This is a genomic window from Paenibacillus sp. GQ49 (assembly GCF_059759055.1).
The window spans coordinates 200,794-216,582 of sequence record NZ_JCAXEL010000001.1; the positions used below are offsets into that span (position 1 = coordinate 200,794).

The window sequence follows — 15,789 nt, forward strand, 5'->3', positions numbered from 1 at the left end:
ATCACATCCGCTCTGGAGCTTGCACACCTAGCAAATGTAAACTGTACGCGAGGCGTTCGGCAGTCCGTTTGGTCAATGCCACCCGGAAGGATCTTACATCAGATGACGCATCCGCAATCCGTTCGGCGTGATAGAAACGGTTGAATGCTTGAGCGACATCTATTGTATATTTGGCAATGACCGAAGGCTCATTCCGATGAATTGCTTTTTCCAAATACTCGGGATATTCACCAAGCAGTTTCAGCAATGCCCATGAGGTATCTCCGATAAGGGATGGAGTGGTTACTGTGTTATTCTCACCATCCGCAAGGTTGGGTTTAGTCAAAGGGTTTTCATTTTCCATACGGGTCGCCTCTTCTGCCTTGGCAAGCACACTTTGAATCCGAGCATGGGTGTATTGCACATAAGGTCCAGTCTCCCCTTCAAAACTCACCGCATCTTCCAGTGAGAAGTCCACATCGTTTAACCGATTATTACGCAGATCACCGAAGACAATGGCACCTACACCAACAGCCTCAGCCACCTTCTGAGGGTTCTCCAGATTCGGGTTTTTCTCCTGAATAATCTGCAAAGCACGAGCAACTGCCTCATCCAATACTTCCTGTAAGAAGACGACTTTACCACGACGGGTAGACATTTTCCGTCCCTCAAAACGCATTAAGCCAAACGGGATATGTTCACACTTCGCAAACCATTCATGACCCATCCGGGATAGGACCGCAAATACCTGCCGAAAATGTAACTTCTGCTCGCCTCCGACCACGTATAACAACCGATCTGCCTTCATCACCTCATGACGATAGACTGCCGTAGCTAAATCCCGAGTAGGATAGATTGTTGTTCCATCTTTTTTAATAATCAGGCACGGGGGCATGTTCTCGTCCTCCAAACGTACCACGAGTGCTCCATCACTCTCTTCAAGTAAACCTTTTGTCTTGAGTTCTTCAACCACCGCGCCCATCTTGTCATTGTAAAAGCTCTCCCCCAGCGTATGGTCGAACTGTACATTCAGGCGTTCATACATCCGGTTGAATTCCTTCATGCTCACTTCCACAAAGAACGCCCATAACCGCTGTGCTTCATCATCTCCCTGCTCCAGCTTGCGGAACCAATCCCGTGCCTCAATCTCCAGAGAAGGATCATTCTCCGCCTGATCGTGGAAACGCACATACAGCTCAAGAGACGTACGGATAGGGTCTGCCTGCAACGCTTCATCATTGCCCCACCGTTTATACGCTGCGATCTGCTTGCCAAACTGGGTTCCCCAGTCTCCCAGATGATTCACACTTACAGAGGTATAACCCGCTTCGTTATACAACCGATACAGTGCCGCACCGATTACAGTAGAACGCAAATGTCCAATTCCGAAGGGTTTTGCGATGTTAGGGGAAGACATATCAATCACAACACGTGAGCCTTCGCCAATCTGAAGCTTACCAAATGTGGCATCCCCCAGTTCTTTCAGCAGATTCGGCGCGAGCTTCTCCCGATTAAAACGGATATTTACATACGGCCCGGCGGGAGTCGCTTCAAGTCCTGCTGCCTGCAATCCCGTTGAGAGCTCGGTCGCAATGACTGCCGGTGCTTTCTTTAATGACTTCGCTAATACAAAACAAGGGAATGCTGCATCACCCATCTCCGCCTGTGGTGGGACTTCCAGTAATCTCAGAACCTCTTCTTCATTCAATCCCGTTAAAGGGGCAATATCGGCCGCAGCCTGCTTCATCAACATGTCAAACACTCCTTATCCATTCATTATTGGCTGAAAATAAACACAAAAAAGCTCTCGTCTCTAAATAAGAGACGAGAGCTGAATTAACAGTTCCCGCGGTACCACTCTAGGTGAACAGCTACTCTTAGTATACATCAACATGCATACCAACAGAACTCGTTCCGCTCGATGCGTATAACGGTCGCAATCCGGGTTACCCTCAGACAGATATGGCCTATCCCCAATCGGGATACGTACATCTTTTCGGATAACCATCTCACGGGTGCGTTTCACTCAGGTCATGTCATACCGGCTTCCACCTCTCCCGGCTCGCTGTCATGTATGGATCTGGCTACTCTCCCGATCATTGATATTCTTCGTTTCAATTCATTGCCATCATTATACATACCACGATCAGACTTGGCAACCTGCATTAAAAATCCCCTACTGAAAGGCAACACATAGGCACATCGTCTCAGATGCCTGTGTTCACTGCCTTCCCTTAGGGGACAACGGTCATTATCGGTTTTAATTATATATTCCAGTGAAATAATATTTACGCCACTGCTGCCATCAACCGGCAAGCTTCTGCACATCTGCGGCAAGCCTCTGCACATGCTTGGCAGTGATCATGGTGGTGTTTGCCACACTCTGCGGCGCAAGCTTCACAAGCTTTCACACACAATTCACATATTTCAGCAATGAAATCACTTCCACGTGTCATCGCTTGTGCAGCAAAACTGCAGATCTCCGCACATTCCCGATTCAAACGAATGCAATCACGCAACATCACCAGATCATATTCTTTCAGACTCGATATGTAACATACGTTGCAAGCATTCATGCACTCCAGGCAAGCATCGATACATTGTTGATATTGTTGTTGTGTCATTTAAAGTTACCTCCCAGGCAAAGTTTGCTAAGCTTCTTAATACCCAGTTCGGAGGAATCTTGAATCATCTAACCTACTTTATCGCTTCCAATTCCAGTAATTGGTCACGAATGACAGTTTGGTCAAAATGTTCACCTATAAACACAGCAACATTAGGGACATCTCCCTGAGGTGTAATCTTCATGTAATCCGATTCACGGTAAGCATACTGGAACCAGAAACGGCTCGCCGTGTCACTAAACGATAAAATGCCTTTTGCTCGATACACGTCCCGTGGCAAAGCAGATACAAATTGTTCAAATGATTCGCTGTTCACCGGATGACTGAAATAATGCGTATACACCATGACATGTTCGTGTGATGCATGAGGAGCGGAATGTTCGTGAGCGTGGGCATGGACATGGCTATGAGATGCGTCATTATTCGTATCATCGCCTTGGACTGTATGATCTGTATGTTCATGACCATGACTGCATCCATGTGTACCACAGGTTTCCGTATGCACATGATGCTCTTGGTGAGCCGGCTTGTCTGCTTCAGAAGCTGAATCACTCACGTGTACGTCTGCCCCGCTGCGAAGCAACAGATCCATCTCTACCTCACATTTGACCGTAGGAATTACAGGTGCGAAACCATTCCATTTTGCCAGGAGCTGTTCCAAGTCCTTCAGTTCCTGTGCACTCACCCGATCCGTTTTGTTCAAGAGAAGCACAGACGCACAACGAATCTGCTCCTGCATTAGTTTGAAGGTCTGCCCCTTCTGCTCCTGATACAGGCCAGACAGATGTGCTGCATCCACAACAGTAATGAGACTTTTCAGTTCCAGTCGCATGTAAAGTGAAGTCTCCGTTACCGCATCCAGAATCTCCATTGGATTTGCCGCACCAGTTGCTTCAATGATGATCACATCCGGGGATTCCTCTTGAACGAGGTCAGCAAGTTGCAATCCCAAGTCACCACGTACGGTACAACAGATGCATCCACCTAACATCTCTGTCATCGGAACGGTGGAATCCACAATCTGACCATCCAGATTGACTTCGCCTAACTCATTCATAACCACTGCGGGACGCAAACCCTGCTGTTGCCAATGTTCGATCAACTGAACAAGCAGTGTTGTTTTGCCACTCCCCAAAAAACCTGACAATATATATACAGGTATGGATTGTTCTTTTAAAATCGTTTCATTCATGCGTATACACCTCTCTATTGTCCTTCTTGTAACCTGATCTATCTATATCTAGCGAGTGTACACCATCCCGCATTCGTTGTGCAATAATGTTCAACTCTTTCCCAGTACATTGCCTGATTCTTACGGATGGTCTATGCTATGAGGACATGTTGATTGAAGGAGGAAGTTTCATGACTAATTCAGTGGAACAACATCGCCAGGAAGCCCCTGACACGGTATCGTGCATGATTGTTACGGTGTCGGACACACGCACTAAAGACACTGACACCAGTGGCCAGCTCATGCAACAGCTTCTGCATGAAGCGGGTTATCAGATCGTTGAATACATCATCACACCAGATGAAACGGAGAACATTCGAAGTATCCTGCAAGATGCAGCTGTTCGTGATGATATCGAAGCCGTGTTGCTTAGCGGCGGAACAGGGATTGCACCCCGAGATACAACCTACGAAGCGGTGTCTTCACTTCTCGACAAAGAACTTCCGGGCTTTGGTGAGATCTTCCGTTTTCTCAGTTACACCGAAGATATTGGTTCCGCTGCCATCCTGAGCAGAGCCGTCGCTGGAACGATTGGACGCACAGCAGTATTCTCCATGCCGGGTTCCAAAGGAGCCGTCAAATTGGCCATGGAAAAACTCATTCTGCCCGAGCTGCGGCATGTGATGCGTGAAATATATAAACCCGTCTGAAAGATCAGACGGGTTTTTCGGGTTTATTTTCAGCTGTAGGGTAACGTACGAAGGATATCTCGCTCTACTTACTTTAGTTGCCCCAGCACATGTTGGAACACCTGCAACACATCCTGTTCATACTTGTCCTTTTCCCCACCGGAAGCTGTATAAACGAGTGAGACGTATCCTTTGCTCCGAATGGTTGTCCGTCCAAGTGCATTCTCCAAGACAGCCTCATCACGATCCTCAGTATACATTTGTTCCATGCTGGCAGCCCGGGTTGTCGCATCACTGAAAATATGGACTTTCACGATGTGTCTGCCACTTCCATTCAACAAATACATATAAGAGATCCCACCATGGCCATCATCTTCAAACATATTATTCATCAGTTGAATGCCTTTTGCTTCAAAACTCTTACTGATCTCACTCACCAAATCACCGTTTAATCCGTGTCCTTGACTCTGTGCTCTCATATTTCCTTCATCTGTCGCTTCGCGGGTGTAGACCTTCCGCTCCTGCTCAATGGATGATGCCGAACAAGCCACCAGGGACCAGACACTTGTGATCAACACTCCACTTACAAGTACCGACTTCATTGTTCTTCGAACTATATTTCGCCCTTTTCTACCAAACCACATGCCAATCCTTCCTTTCCAGCCACGTGTACTGTGACCCAATCAGGTAGAATTAGCATGTCTAAGGACTTAGAATCTTATGCGGATGGCAGATCTGATATTGTATTGACCACCGTACGACCTACTGCACCACCTTGGAGTATCGTCTCCAGTGTATGAGGTAATTGGTCTAGAGAAATCTCCCGGATTCCCAGTTCCAGCGCACGCTCCGGTTTCCATTCTCCGCCGAGCAGTTTCCACAATCGTTCCCGACGTTCCATCGGACAATATACAGAGTCTATACCCATAAGCTGGATGCCACGCAAAATAAACGGAAGTACCGTGGATTCAAAAGCTGTGCCTCCGGTTAACCCGGATACCGCTACCGCACCTCCGTATTGAATCTGTTTCAATCGCTCCGCAAGAGCTGGTCCTCCTGTTGGATCAACAACTCCCGCCCATAGCTGTTTCCCCATGGCTCCTTTAGCTGGAGCATCAGCTTCTTCACGAGTAATAACCTCTGAGGCACCCAAGTTTCGGAGCAATGACTCCTCCTGATCTTTCTTGCCTGTACTGGCTGTTACTTCGAAGCCCAGTTTCGCCAGAATGGCAACTGCCATACTGCCAACGCCACCCGTTGCACCCGTAACCAGAACCTTGCCCATCTCCGGTGTCACTCCAGCCTGTAACAGCGCATCAACCGAAAGTGCAGCCGTAAATCCTGCAGTTCCAATTGCCATGGCTTCTTTCTCGCTGAGACCCGGTGGCAGAGGCACCAGCCATTCACTACGCAAACGAGCATACTCGCTGTACCCTCCGTAATGGGATACACCAGGTTCAAATCCTGTACTGATCACCCGATCTCCTGGTGCAAAACGTCCACTGACCGACTCCTCTACCGTTCCGGCCAGATCAATCCCCGGTACCATGGGGTATTCACGAACGACACCACCCTTCTCAAGGGTAGCGAGACCGTCTTTATAATTGACACTGGAATACTGCACCTGTACCGTTACATCTCCATTTGGCAGATCTTCCTTCTTCAATTGCTCTATAGCAGCTTTCACTCCGCCCTGTTCTTCTTTACGAACAACATATGCGTTAAAATGGTTTTTCATCGATAGCCACTCCTCTTTTAGAATTTTATATATTTTTCCATTAAGCACATGAATTGTTCGCATTCAGGCTTAACGGCTCCGTTTACCTAAGGAATTCTTCAAATATTGATGATCAAACTCTGTCTCTCCTGAGCGTCAACAGATAGATTAGTGGACCCACAATAGGGATGATGCCTGCCGCGCTCCAAGCTGCTGAACGTCGACTCACTTCATTATCCCTGTATATCGCAATCATGGAAAGTAAGGTCAGAAGTACAAAATCAATCGTCATGATATGTACAAAGGCAGATTGCTTGAAGGCTTCCATATATACATCCGGACGCCCCTGCGTCACAGCATAAAATGCTGTCCCCAGCGTCAACAGCAGAAGGACTACATGCGTCAGCTTGTTGGCAGCTACCCGTCCAATTCCCGACTCACGCTGACGACCAAAATGTAAGCTTCCGTAACCCGAAGCTCTATTTGCGGATGATGACCATGCATAATAGGGAAGCAGGGCAAAAGCCCCCAGTCCGAAAGAAAGGATAACAAAAGGCCAAGCCGGCACACGGCCACCGCGTTCTTTCGCAGATGTTCTTAACAGCATACAGGCATAAACTGCCGGGAAAATACCTAACCATGAAAACGCCGTAAGTAACCAAGGTTCTTTGCTTTGCATTGTAATCAGTTCTTTGAATATCGGATCACTTCCAGGTGACTGCCCCGGTGCCAACAACAATGCATAGGCAATAAAAGCGATCCAGACCAGTCCTAATATCCACCTCATGTCTGCACCTCCTCTTACTTTCATCCCCTACAGCTACGGGATTGAAACAATGCGATGCAGAATTTGGCGTCTCCTGCGCTTTCCCGAGAAATAATTACTGCTTTTCCCCTACAACCTCTTGAATTGGGAATGACTATTATCCAGTATAGCCTGCTACCTTGGCAGTCTGTCCATGAGATTTCTTACATCAATGGTCCATCTCATTCGGATCATATCAAAAAGGCATAAGCCAGTATCCCTCACTGGTTATGCCTCTCTGTAATTCTTATGTGTGAACTATTCCTCTGTGGATTTCACATGTTCCGCAATGAGCTTCTGCTTCATATTCCATGCAGCAGGGCTGATGTTCACACGGTAGATCTCCGGGTTGAGCTTCCGTTGGTATTCAGGCCAGAATAGGTTCATCTGTTCCCGGTGGTACGCCCGAATCTCATCCAGATTAGGCAGTTCATACACTTTACGTCCATTCACAAAGATTGGCTCCAACATATTCACCGCTTCGTAGCGGGTAACCGTCTTTTTCAGGTAAGGGTGTAGCGGGTTGAACAGCTTGAGCGGTCCGCCCTGTAGCGGCTGCTCTTCCTCTGGATAGCAGATATAATCTGCAATCGCTTTGCCATGTTTCGGATCAATGATCCGAAACACTTCCTTTTTACCAGGAGTGGACACCTTTTCAGGATTTGCAGATATTTTGATCGTAGGCAGCATGGCACCGTCCACTTCACGCTCCACCAGTTTGTACACTCCACCCAAAGATGGCTGGTCAGAAGCGGTAATCAACTGTGTACCAACACCCCATGTATCAATCCGTGCTCCTTGAGCCTTTAGGTTGAAAATCGTATTTTCATCCAAATCATTGGATGCAACAATTTTCACATAATCTAAGCCAGCCTCATCCAACATCTGACGTGCCTGAATCGACAAGTACGCAAGGTCACCACTGTCGAGACGAATGGCATTCATCTTTTTGCCTTGGCTCTCTAACTTCTTGGCTGTTTTGATGGCGTGAGGTACTCCACTGTTCAACGTGTCAAAGGTATCAACCAACAGTGTAACCTGATCAGGCAACACTTTGGCATACACGTCAAACGCCTCCTGTTCGCTCATAAAGCTCTGTACCCAGGAATGGGCATGAGTACCTGCTGTTGGGATTCCGAAGCGCTCTCCGGCCAGCATATTAGACGTTGCATCGAAACCTGCTACATACGAGGCACGTGCGCCCCAGATGGCAGCATCCGCTTCCTGCGCACGTCGGGTGCCGAATTCGAGCAACGTATCCTGCTGCGCTACCTGTTTGATTCGCGAAGCCTTGGTTGCAATCAACGTCTGATAATTCATGAAGTTAAGTATCGCCGTCTCCACCAATTGAGTCTCCATAATGGAGCCTTCTACCCGAATGAGCGGTTCGTCAGGGAAAACAATTGCACCCTCTTTCATGGAATGAATCGTCCCCTGAAATGAAAACTGGAGCAACTCTTCCAGAAAGACCGGATCGTAATTTTCCTCTTGTTTGGATAAAAATTTGATGTCGTCCATCGTGAACCGAAGCTGGCTGATATAGTTCACAATGCGTTCCAATCCGGCAAATACCGCATATCCGTTGCCAAAAGGAAGCTTACGGAAATAGGCTTCAAATACCGCCTTCCGCTTATGAGTACCATTCACCCAATGGGCGTACATCATATTGATCTGATATTTATCCGTATGTAAAGCCAGGCTAGTTGTCTGCATTTGTCTCATCCTCTCTGACTTCCGCTCGTGTCCCCAGATTTGATCTGTAAACACGGGTTAACATAAGGAGACTTATTCTTCATGATTCTGTTCATCCGTATTAAACAAACAAGTCTCCCGTAAAAAACTCTATACACCATTCACCACATTCATCCGGTTCCTAACAGTCAACCAACATGACTATGGAGTAAATTAAGCCAAGACTGTCTCGCTCGCCTTAACCACCGAAGCACCAAGGCTGGAACGAAAATGTCCAAGTGCCCACTCATGCCCTGCCGGATTAAAGCTGGCAACGGCATCTTCATATACCGTAATATGAAAACCTTTATTGTAAGCATCCACTGCGGTATGCAATATGCAAATATCCGTGCATACCCCAATCAGTGCAATATCCGTAATACCACGTGCACGCAGTCTGAGTTCCAGATCGGTCCCACAGAATGCACTATATCTCGTCTTATCCATCCACTGTATATCTGTTTTCCGTTCTTCCATCACTTGGGCAAGACGACCATATAACTGTCTTCCCTCCGTATTTCTGATGTTATGAGGTGGGAAAAGTACAGTCTCCGGGTGATACGGATCATTTTCTTCGTGCAGATCCACAGCCATGATTACCTCATGTTTGTTCTTACAATAGGCCTCGGTTACAGCTGCAATCGTCTCTTCAATCTCTACTGCCGGCTGACCTACAGGCAAAGAACCTGTTACAAAATCCTTCGTAAAATCAATGACAATCAGTGCTTTCATCGTCAACACTCCCTTAGCCCAGAAATGGTTGATCCTGATTCAATCAGATTGACACATCTACACCTTATTACGTATAGATGGAAAGTCGTGGTACGAGTTCTGTAAAACGATATAGTTGCGCCGGACGCTGCGAGTACTGGTTGGAACTCACCAGGTTCCCCTCTTCATCTCTTACTTCTTCCACAATGCCTTTACGGCTGCGGGTAGACGTAATCTTGCGAATGAAGTTTGGTTCTTCAAAATCCGGTACAACACTTTGAATAACCTGATATAATTCACTTAATGTAAAATCACGTGGCAGGAACTGACGAGCAATCGTCGTTTCCAGCATCTGCTGTTGGATACGTCGATAAGCATCTTCGATGATTGTTCTGTGATCAAAGGCCAGCTCCAGTTCTTGCAGCGCCTCCTGAATCGTGAACAATCCAACATCCTCAGCATCATCTGCTGCTTGGCGTTGATCCAGCATCCAATCTTCCACAAGCGCGAAAAATGCGTGAGAGATAATCCAGCCCCTCGGGTCACGACCCGGCTGACTGTATACATTCAAGTACTCCAGATGTCCACCGTCTACACCTGTCTCTTCCATCAGCTCACGCTTAGCTGCACCATAGATGGATTCATTTTCCTGACAAAATCCACCGGGTAATGCCCATCTGCCTGCAAAAGGCCAGCCTTTGCGCTTGATCAGCATCACTTTCAGTTCCCGAATGGGAAGTGTCTTCGTCACCGTCTTGCGCTCCCGCTTGGTCAAGGTGAACATAACGATATCCGCAGGAACACCATCGGGGGTACGATATTTTTTGGAACTATAAGCACGTGCTGCTTGTTCGTCGCTCTCTGCATTAAAGTGTTCGTAGTTTTCGCTCATGGGCACCACCGACTATTTCATTTTGATAATTTCATTATGACATAATAATATCTTTTGTCAACCGCAGGATTCGTGCGCTACGTTCTAGGGCGTGCTATGCGGAATGTCGCCGTAGCCATACATCCCAACGTGCCCGATGCATCACGAACCTCCGAATGAGTCGTAACACTGCGTCCTGCTTGATGCAGTACCGTAGCTGTCACCGTTAATTCCCCTTGTTTCATTGGTGCGAGAAAATGTACGTTCAGATTCGTTGTCACACAGCCGTCCACTTCCATTGCTGCTGTTGCAACCATACCCATCGCCTGATCCATCAGTGAAGTCAATACACCCCCATGAATAATCCCCATGGAGTTGGTATGATGTTCGCCTGCTGTCAACGCGATCTGTACTTCTTTGCCGTCTCCTTTAATATAACGACATCCGAGAAATCCCCAGAATCGTCCGTCTCCGTCTTCCACCATTTTGTCCAAAATACTCATTATTCATTTCTCCTTTATTCACTGTACGTATCAAGCTCTCTTGATGTCATGTGCCTTTATCATTAAAAATCAGCTGCGCCACACAAAATAACCCCACAGCGTGGAGCTTTGCTTGGAATTATATTCCGAGTACTTGGCGATAGCCACTCCACGTTAACGGTTATCTAATGTCAAAAAAGGCGCGGACAGCGTCCGCACCCTTCCGTCATTTAACCGCAACTGGTCGGAGGTGAATCCGTTCCAGCCTCCACGTTTACTTTTTCAGAAACCGTATCCCGGATTACAGAGATCACTAGTTGAAGCAAATAGTTGATGTCGCTCTGGCTCTGCTGGAATTCCGTAACCAATGGAATACTGTCCAGTTCGCTTTGCAGATCTTCAATTTCCTGTTCAATTTTGCTGACCATCTCCACATTTTTGAAGCTTTCAAAAGCAACGATCTCTTTTTGTTTTTTCTTGATCGTTGCAATCAACTGCTGGATGCGCTCATGATCCCGAATTTTGGTTTCAGCCTGTTGAAACTGTCTAACTTCCTCACTCGTTCCGAGCATATCAGCCAATTCTTTGGCTTTTCCCATAATGTCGTCGCGTATGACCAGATTGCGCGTATCGTAGGTTGGCATTCCATAATGGTTGTACTGCACTTCTTCCTGCGCCACTGAAATCGCTCCATTCTATGAGATGATATAAGATGAATATTCATGTTGCCCTAGCTCAGTTGACTGCTCAGTGACCGCTACGGTGTCGGATCGTTCTTTTGATCGCTGTTGTCTCCGAATTTTTTTCGATTGAACATATTCAAGGTGAAAATTCGGAGGCAAAGGCGAACGCTTCGCTTCTACAGAATCGATTCCGTCACCTTCGCTACGCTCGGCGTAACCCCACTAAGTGCAAAAAATCATTCATCTTATTGGTGTGTGTATTACTATTACTGATTGGCAGCTACCGGCTCAGAGAGCAGGTTGCCCCGAATATAAAAAGTCATCGGATCGGTGATTTCCACTTGTACAAAAGTACCGATCAATTCTTTGGGTCCTTCAAAATGCACCAGCTTGTTGCTGCGCGTACGTCCTGCCAGAACTTCGGAATTCCGTTTGCTCTCGCCTTCAACGAGCACTTCAACGATTTTGCCACGTTGCTGTTCATTGCTTCGGTGGCTGTATTCGTTGATCGTTTCGTTCAAGCGCTTCAAACGTTCCTTCTTCACTTCCATCGGTACGTTGTCTTCCATCACCGCAGCCGGTGTACCTTCCCGTGGGGAATAAATAAAGGTATAGGCAAAATCATACCCTACTTCACGGACAAGGGAAAGTGTATCTTCAAACTGTTCTTCCGTTTCCCCTGGAAAACCAACAATAATATCCGTTGTCAACACAACATCCGGAATGGCCTTTTTAATTTTGTCAGCCAGTTTCAGATAGTGTTCCCGGCTATACTTGCGGCTCATACGTTTGAGTACTTCCGAACTACCAGATTGCACCGGAAGATGAATGTGCTCCACCAGATTTCCGCCCTTGGCCAGCACTTCAATCAAGCGATCATCGAAGTCACGTGGGTGACTGGTTGTAAAACGTACCCGCGGAATATCAATTTGGCGAATGGCATCCATCAAGTCACCAAAACTGTAGTTCATGTCGGTGAAGTCCTTGCCGTACGCATTCACATTTTGACCAAGCAGCGTGATCTCCTTAAAGCCTTGTCGTGCCAAATCACGTACTTCGGCAATGACATCTTCCGGACGACGGCTGCGTTCTTTGCCCCGCGTGAACGGAACGATGCAATATGTACAGAACTTGTCGCAGCCATACATAATGTTCACCCAGCCGCGCATACCCTCACGTTTCTTCGGCAGGTTCTCAATAATGTCGCCTTCCTTGGACCACACCTCAACAACCATTTCTTTGCTGAACAGCGCTTCCTGGATTAGATGTGGCAGTCGATGCACATTATGTGTACCAAAGATCATATCCACAAAGCCATGCTTCTGCATGATTCGGTTGACGACGCCTTCTTCTTGGGACATACACCCGCATACGCCAAGTAACAATCCCGGACGTTCAAGTTTTAGCGTTTTCAGGTGACCCAGCTCACCAAATACTTTATCTTCCGCATTTTCTCGTATGGCACATGTATTGAGCAGAATAATATCAGCTTCTTTGCGATCCTCTGTAGCCTGATATCCCATAGACTCAAGCAGTCCTTTGATGGTCTCCGAGTCATGCTCGTTCATCTGACATCCATACGTATATACAATATAGTGTTTGCCTTTCCCTATGTTTTTCAGTTCATCGGGAACGGCATTTTCGTAAAGCACCTGGACGTCTTCCTTGCCCCGCTGTTTCTCCTGACGATGATTGGGTTCCGATTTGATGTTAATCTCACGGCCCCGAATTCTTATCTTTTTGCTGAATTCATCTTGCGAAATTACTTTGGCATCGGAGAAATCAAAATATTGGGAGTAATCCTTTTTTGAGTCTTTAGCCATTTCCTTCGGTCACTCCTTACAGCCTCTATTAATAAAAAATCGTTCATTCATCCCTGTTCCAGGTGAATTTCTTGCTTGGAACATTAAAAGAGCATTACAGCAAATTATAGCATGAATTGGGCTGTAGTTCCACATCCAAAGCGCATGTCCCTTCGTCTAATCCGAAACATGCCATGCTCAGAAGAACACTCAGAAAACACAAAAACCTGAGCCTTGCCATCAGGGCTGGAATTAACCGGCCCCTGTTGGCTGTGCTCAGGTTTATATGTTATTCAGATCGCCCCAATTGGCGGCTGAAGCTATTACATGTAATTAATCGATGATTTCAGCAGTGTCGCCATTACGAGCGCCAGCAGCGTTAGCTTCATCTGTATCAATATGCATGTCCAGTGCAAAAGAATCGGATACACGAGCCAGTACATTTTCCAGTACAAGACCGCGATCTCCAGCCAGACGAACTTTCAACATTTGTTTGTCCTCGATACCCCATTTAGCAGCATCAGAAGTATGGAAGTGAATGTGACGAGCAGCAACGATAACACCTTTATCAATCGTTACTTCGCCAGCAGGACCTTTAATTGTGATTCCTGGTGTACCTTCAATGCTTCCAGATTCACGTACAGGTGCTTTAACACCAATCGCAAATGAATCTGTCATGGAGATCTCCAGTTGCGTTTCAGGGCGAACAGGTCCAAGGATACGCACTTTATCAAACTGTCCTTTCGAACCAATTACCGCTACAGTTTCGTTAGCAGCGTATTGGCCAGGCTGGGACAGAGGTTTAAATTCAGTCAGTTCATAACCTTTGCCAAACAAAATTTCAACGTGCTCTTGGGATACATGAATGTGACGGGCAGATACGCCCACAGGTACTGTTTTACTCATTGTAAATTCACTCCTTGTTTATCTATGGCCTGTAGTCAGGCTCTTAACAATCCAATGGTATTATACCCCTTTTTGGAGTGAAATGAAAACGAACTGGTGAAAATTCATGAAATACACTTATTTCGCCATCATTCCCGTCCTTTATTTGGAAAACTAGTTTCAATTCAACCCATTCAACGCACACACCAGTTCACTATTTCATGGAATTCCCCTTTATCTGCATCTTCGGATTGCTCTCTGGCAAGTGTTCCCCCAGATAACTCATCGCATTCCCCCACAACCAGCCACGAACCAGATGTTCATCATAATGCTTGAGCAGGATTTCCTTCAGTCTCGGATAATGTCCTGAATGTTCAAGTCTCTGAATATACGTTGAGATCCCATCAAAATCGGACCCCATCATCAGGTGATGTTGCCCGCCCAGAGAGCAGATCTCCTCAATATGAGGCAGCAGATCTTCTATATGTACCTCACCCTCCTGCTTTACAAACCAGGGTACAAACGTCAGTCCAATCCGCCCTTCCCGGGCAATGATAGCCTGAATCTGATCATCTTTCAGATTACGCACATGGGGACATACGCTGTAACTGTTGGAGTGGGAGGCGATAAAAGGACGTTTACTCAAGTCAGCCAGTTCCCAGAACCCTTTCTCTGTCAGATGTGACACGTCAAGCAGCATTCCGATTTCATTACACTGGCGCACCAGTTCCTTCCCCTTCTCGGTCAGACCTGCTCCACGCTTCTCCATGACTCCGTCGGCCGCCCAATTGGCATAATTCCACGTTAGTCCAATAATTCGAACGCCCATCTGATAACATAACTCCAGATAGAACAGGTTGCCCTCCAGGCCATCCACACCCTCCAGTGTGATTAATCCCCACGGACCCTCTGTTTGCCCCACCTGAGCCACCTGTTCACGCCATAACAACGTCTGTGTGCCGGCAGGCCACTCCTGACTTCTCTCCACACGTCTACGATAAATCTCCAACTGCCCCATGACATGTTCAAACTTGCCTCTGCCAAGTACTTCGGGTAAATAGATGGCGAACGCCTGCAACCCTACATTCCCCTCTTTCAAACGTTGCAAGTTCACATCCAGTTGTGGAGCATTTTCAAATGAAAGGGCAGGCTGCATCAAAATTTTGCTCAGTGCATCACAGTGAAAATCAGCTACACGCCAATCAGACATGGACATCTTAAACCCTCCTCAATATGTGATTGCAAAAAAACGCAAAAAAACCTGTCTACATCGTAAACAGGTTCAATGCATACTGCATGTATTATCTGGGCTCCACAATCAGCTTAATGGCCGTTCGGTCCTCGCCGTCGATCACAATGTCTGTAAAAGCTGGAATACAAATCAGGTCAACTCCGCTTGGTGCTACAAATCCCCGGGCTATCGCTACCGCTTTAATGGCTTGGTTCAGTGCTCCCGCTCCAATTGCCTGCAGTTCAGCATTTCCACGTTCACGAAGAACCCCTGCAAGAGCGCCGGCTACAGAATTAGGATTGGACTTTGCTGAAACTTTTAATACATCCATGGTAAGTACCTCCCTGGGAATGTTGAAAGTTTGTTTCCACTTACTAGATGTTATTCGCGGGAGGCAAAAAAATTCCT

Annotated in this window: 17 protein-coding genes; 1 reads left to right on the plus strand and 16 read right to left on the minus strand. The window is 46.9% G+C overall.

Annotation, left to right across the window (positions count from 1 at the left end; all coding sequences use genetic code 11):
- Nucleotide 1: 1 nt before the first annotated feature.
- The 4 genes from argS to AC6CIF_RS01015 all read right to left on the minus strand — a co-directional run bounded on the left by argS (nt 2) and on the right by AC6CIF_RS01015 (nt 3,795).
- Nucleotides 2–1,732 carry an arginine--tRNA ligase gene (gene argS / locus AC6CIF_RS01000; protein WP_498197420.1) on the minus strand — a complete coding sequence of 577 codons (1,731 nt, stop codon included), beginning with the start codon at nt 1,730–1,732 and terminating at the stop codon, nt 2–4.
- A gap of 278 nt (nt 1,733–2,010) precedes the next feature.
- Entirely contained in the window at nt 2,011–2,145 is a 135-nt protein-coding gene (locus AC6CIF_RS01005) for a hypothetical protein (protein WP_256704105.1), read from the minus strand.
- A 122-nt stretch (nt 2,146–2,267) separates the two neighbouring features.
- The gene (locus AC6CIF_RS01010) at nt 2,268–2,603 is read right to left on the minus strand and encodes a four-helix bundle copper-binding protein (RefSeq protein WP_498197423.1); all 336 of its coding nucleotides are present in this window, start codon (nt 2,601–2,603) and stop codon (nt 2,268–2,270) included.
- A gap of 73 nt (nt 2,604–2,676) precedes the next feature.
- Nucleotides 2,677–3,795, minus strand: coding sequence for a CobW family GTP-binding protein (locus AC6CIF_RS01015; protein ID WP_498197425.1), 1,119 nt, complete (start codon nt 3,793–3,795; stop codon nt 2,677–2,679).
- A gap of 170 nt (nt 3,796–3,965) precedes the next feature.
- Between AC6CIF_RS01015 and AC6CIF_RS01020 the strand changes: the two genes are divergently transcribed.
- A complete protein-coding gene (locus tag AC6CIF_RS01020; protein WP_498197427.1) occupies nt 3,966–4,484 on the plus strand; it encodes a MogA/MoaB family molybdenum cofactor biosynthesis protein in 519 nt (172 codons plus the stop codon).
- 68 nt (nt 4,485–4,552) lie between these two features.
- Here AC6CIF_RS01020 and AC6CIF_RS01025 read toward each other — a convergent pair whose 3' ends face one another.
- The 12 genes from AC6CIF_RS01025 to AC6CIF_RS01080 form a co-directional block, all read right to left on the minus strand.
- Nucleotides 4,553–5,107, minus strand: coding sequence for a hypothetical protein (locus AC6CIF_RS01025; RefSeq protein ID WP_498197429.1), 555 nt, complete (start codon nt 5,105–5,107; stop codon nt 4,553–4,555).
- A gap of 74 nt (nt 5,108–5,181) precedes the next feature.
- Nucleotides 5,182–6,201 carry an acrylyl-CoA reductase family protein gene (locus tag AC6CIF_RS01030; protein ID WP_498197430.1) on the minus strand — a complete coding sequence of 340 codons (1,020 nt, stop codon included), beginning with the start codon at nt 6,199–6,201 and terminating at the stop codon, nt 5,182–5,184.
- 112 nt (nt 6,202–6,313) lie between these two features.
- Nucleotides 6,314–6,967 (minus strand): hypothetical protein, encoded by a 654-nt coding sequence (locus AC6CIF_RS01035; protein WP_498197432.1) that lies wholly within the window; start codon nt 6,965–6,967, stop codon nt 6,314–6,316.
- Nucleotides 6,968–7,243: 276 nt separating this feature from the next.
- A complete protein-coding gene (locus AC6CIF_RS01040) occupies nt 7,244–8,698 on the minus strand; it encodes a nicotinate phosphoribosyltransferase (protein WP_036609243.1) in 1,455 nt (484 codons plus the stop codon).
- Nucleotides 8,699–8,890: 192 nt separating this feature from the next.
- On the minus strand, nt 8,891–9,448 hold the full coding sequence (locus AC6CIF_RS01045; RefSeq protein ID WP_036609245.1) for a cysteine hydrolase family protein: 558 nt from the start codon (nt 9,446–9,448) through the stop codon (nt 8,891–8,893).
- Nucleotides 9,449–9,515: 67 nt separating this feature from the next.
- Nucleotides 9,516–10,319 (minus strand): NUDIX domain-containing protein, encoded by an 804-nt coding sequence (locus AC6CIF_RS01050; protein ID WP_433752853.1) that lies wholly within the window; start codon nt 10,317–10,319, stop codon nt 9,516–9,518.
- A gap of 77 nt (nt 10,320–10,396) precedes the next feature.
- A complete protein-coding gene (locus AC6CIF_RS01055) occupies nt 10,397–10,801 on the minus strand; it encodes a PaaI family thioesterase (protein WP_498197435.1) in 405 nt (134 codons plus the stop codon).
- A gap of 209 nt (nt 10,802–11,010) precedes the next feature.
- The gene (locus AC6CIF_RS01060; RefSeq protein WP_197997748.1) at nt 11,011–11,424 is read right to left on the minus strand and encodes a YlbF/YmcA family competence regulator; all 414 of its coding nucleotides are present in this window, start codon (nt 11,422–11,424) and stop codon (nt 11,011–11,013) included.
- Nucleotides 11,425–11,729: 305 nt separating this feature from the next.
- A complete protein-coding gene (miaB, locus tag AC6CIF_RS01065; protein ID WP_498197437.1) occupies nt 11,730–13,286 on the minus strand; it encodes a tRNA (N6-isopentenyl adenosine(37)-C2)-methylthiotransferase MiaB in 1,557 nt (518 codons plus the stop codon).
- Between the two features lie 312 nt (nt 13,287–13,598).
- Nucleotides 13,599–14,171, minus strand: coding sequence for a phosphate propanoyltransferase (gene pduL / locus AC6CIF_RS01070; RefSeq protein ID WP_498197438.1), 573 nt, complete (start codon nt 14,169–14,171; stop codon nt 13,599–13,601).
- Nucleotides 14,172–14,364: 193 nt separating this feature from the next.
- Nucleotides 14,365–15,366: a dipeptidase gene (locus tag AC6CIF_RS01075; protein ID WP_498197440.1), complete on the minus strand. Its 1,002-nt coding sequence runs from the start codon at nt 15,364–15,366 to the stop codon at nt 14,365–14,367.
- Nucleotides 15,367–15,451: 85 nt separating this feature from the next.
- Nucleotides 15,452–15,712, minus strand: coding sequence for a stage V sporulation protein S (locus AC6CIF_RS01080; protein WP_007430104.1), 261 nt, complete (start codon nt 15,710–15,712; stop codon nt 15,452–15,454).
- Between the last annotated feature and the right edge of the window lie 77 nt (nt 15,713–15,789).

Coding starts and splice junctions, on each gene's coding strand:
- miaB (WP_498197437.1), bottom strand. CDS start 13,286: ATGGCTAAAGACTCAAAAAAGGATTACTCCCAATATTTTGATTTCTCC.
- AC6CIF_RS01025 (WP_498197429.1), bottom strand. CDS start 5,107: ATGTGGTTTGGTAGAAAAGGGCGAAATATAGTTCGAAGAACAATGAAG.
- AC6CIF_RS01020 (WP_498197427.1), top strand. CDS start 3,966: ATGACTAATTCAGTGGAACAACATCGCCAGGAAGCCCCTGACACGGTA.
- AC6CIF_RS01010 (WP_498197423.1), bottom strand. CDS start 2,603: ATGACACAACAACAATATCAACAATGTATCGATGCTTGCCTGGAGTGC.
- argS (WP_498197420.1), bottom strand. CDS start 1,732: ATGTTGATGAAGCAGGCTGCGGCCGATATTGCCCCTTTAACGGGATTG.
- AC6CIF_RS01050 (WP_433752853.1), bottom strand. CDS start 10,319: ATGAGCGAAAACTACGAACACTTTAATGCAGAGAGCGACGAACAAGCA.
- AC6CIF_RS01015 (WP_498197425.1), bottom strand. CDS start 3,795: ATGAATGAAACGATTTTAAAAGAACAATCCATACCTGTATATATATTG.
- AC6CIF_RS01060 (WP_197997748.1), bottom strand. CDS start 11,424: ATGCCAACCTACGATACGCGCAATCTGGTCATACGCGACGACATTATG.
- AC6CIF_RS01005 (WP_256704105.1), bottom strand. CDS start 2,145: ATGCAGGTTGCCAAGTCTGATCGTGGTATGTATAATGATGGCAATGAA.
- AC6CIF_RS01045 (WP_036609245.1), bottom strand. CDS start 9,448: ATGAAAGCACTGATTGTCATTGATTTTACGAAGGATTTTGTAACAGGT.
- AC6CIF_RS01030 (WP_498197430.1), bottom strand. CDS start 6,201: ATGAAAAACCATTTTAACGCATATGTTGTTCGTAAAGAAGAACAGGGC.
- AC6CIF_RS01080 (WP_007430104.1), bottom strand. CDS start 15,712: ATGGATGTATTAAAAGTTTCAGCAAAGTCCAATCCTAATTCTGTAGCC.
- AC6CIF_RS01075 (WP_498197440.1), bottom strand. CDS start 15,366: ATGTCCATGTCTGATTGGCGTGTAGCTGATTTTCACTGTGATGCACTG.
- AC6CIF_RS01040 (WP_036609243.1), bottom strand. CDS start 8,698: ATGCAGACAACTAGCCTGGCTTTACATACGGATAAATATCAGATCAAT.
- pduL (WP_498197438.1), bottom strand. CDS start 14,171: ATGAGTAAAACAGTACCTGTGGGCGTATCTGCCCGTCACATTCATGTA.
- AC6CIF_RS01035 (WP_498197432.1), bottom strand. CDS start 6,967: ATGAGGTGGATATTAGGACTGGTCTGGATCGCTTTTATTGCCTATGCA.
- AC6CIF_RS01055 (WP_498197435.1), bottom strand. CDS start 10,801: ATGAGTATTTTGGACAAAATGGTGGAAGACGGAGACGGACGATTCTGG.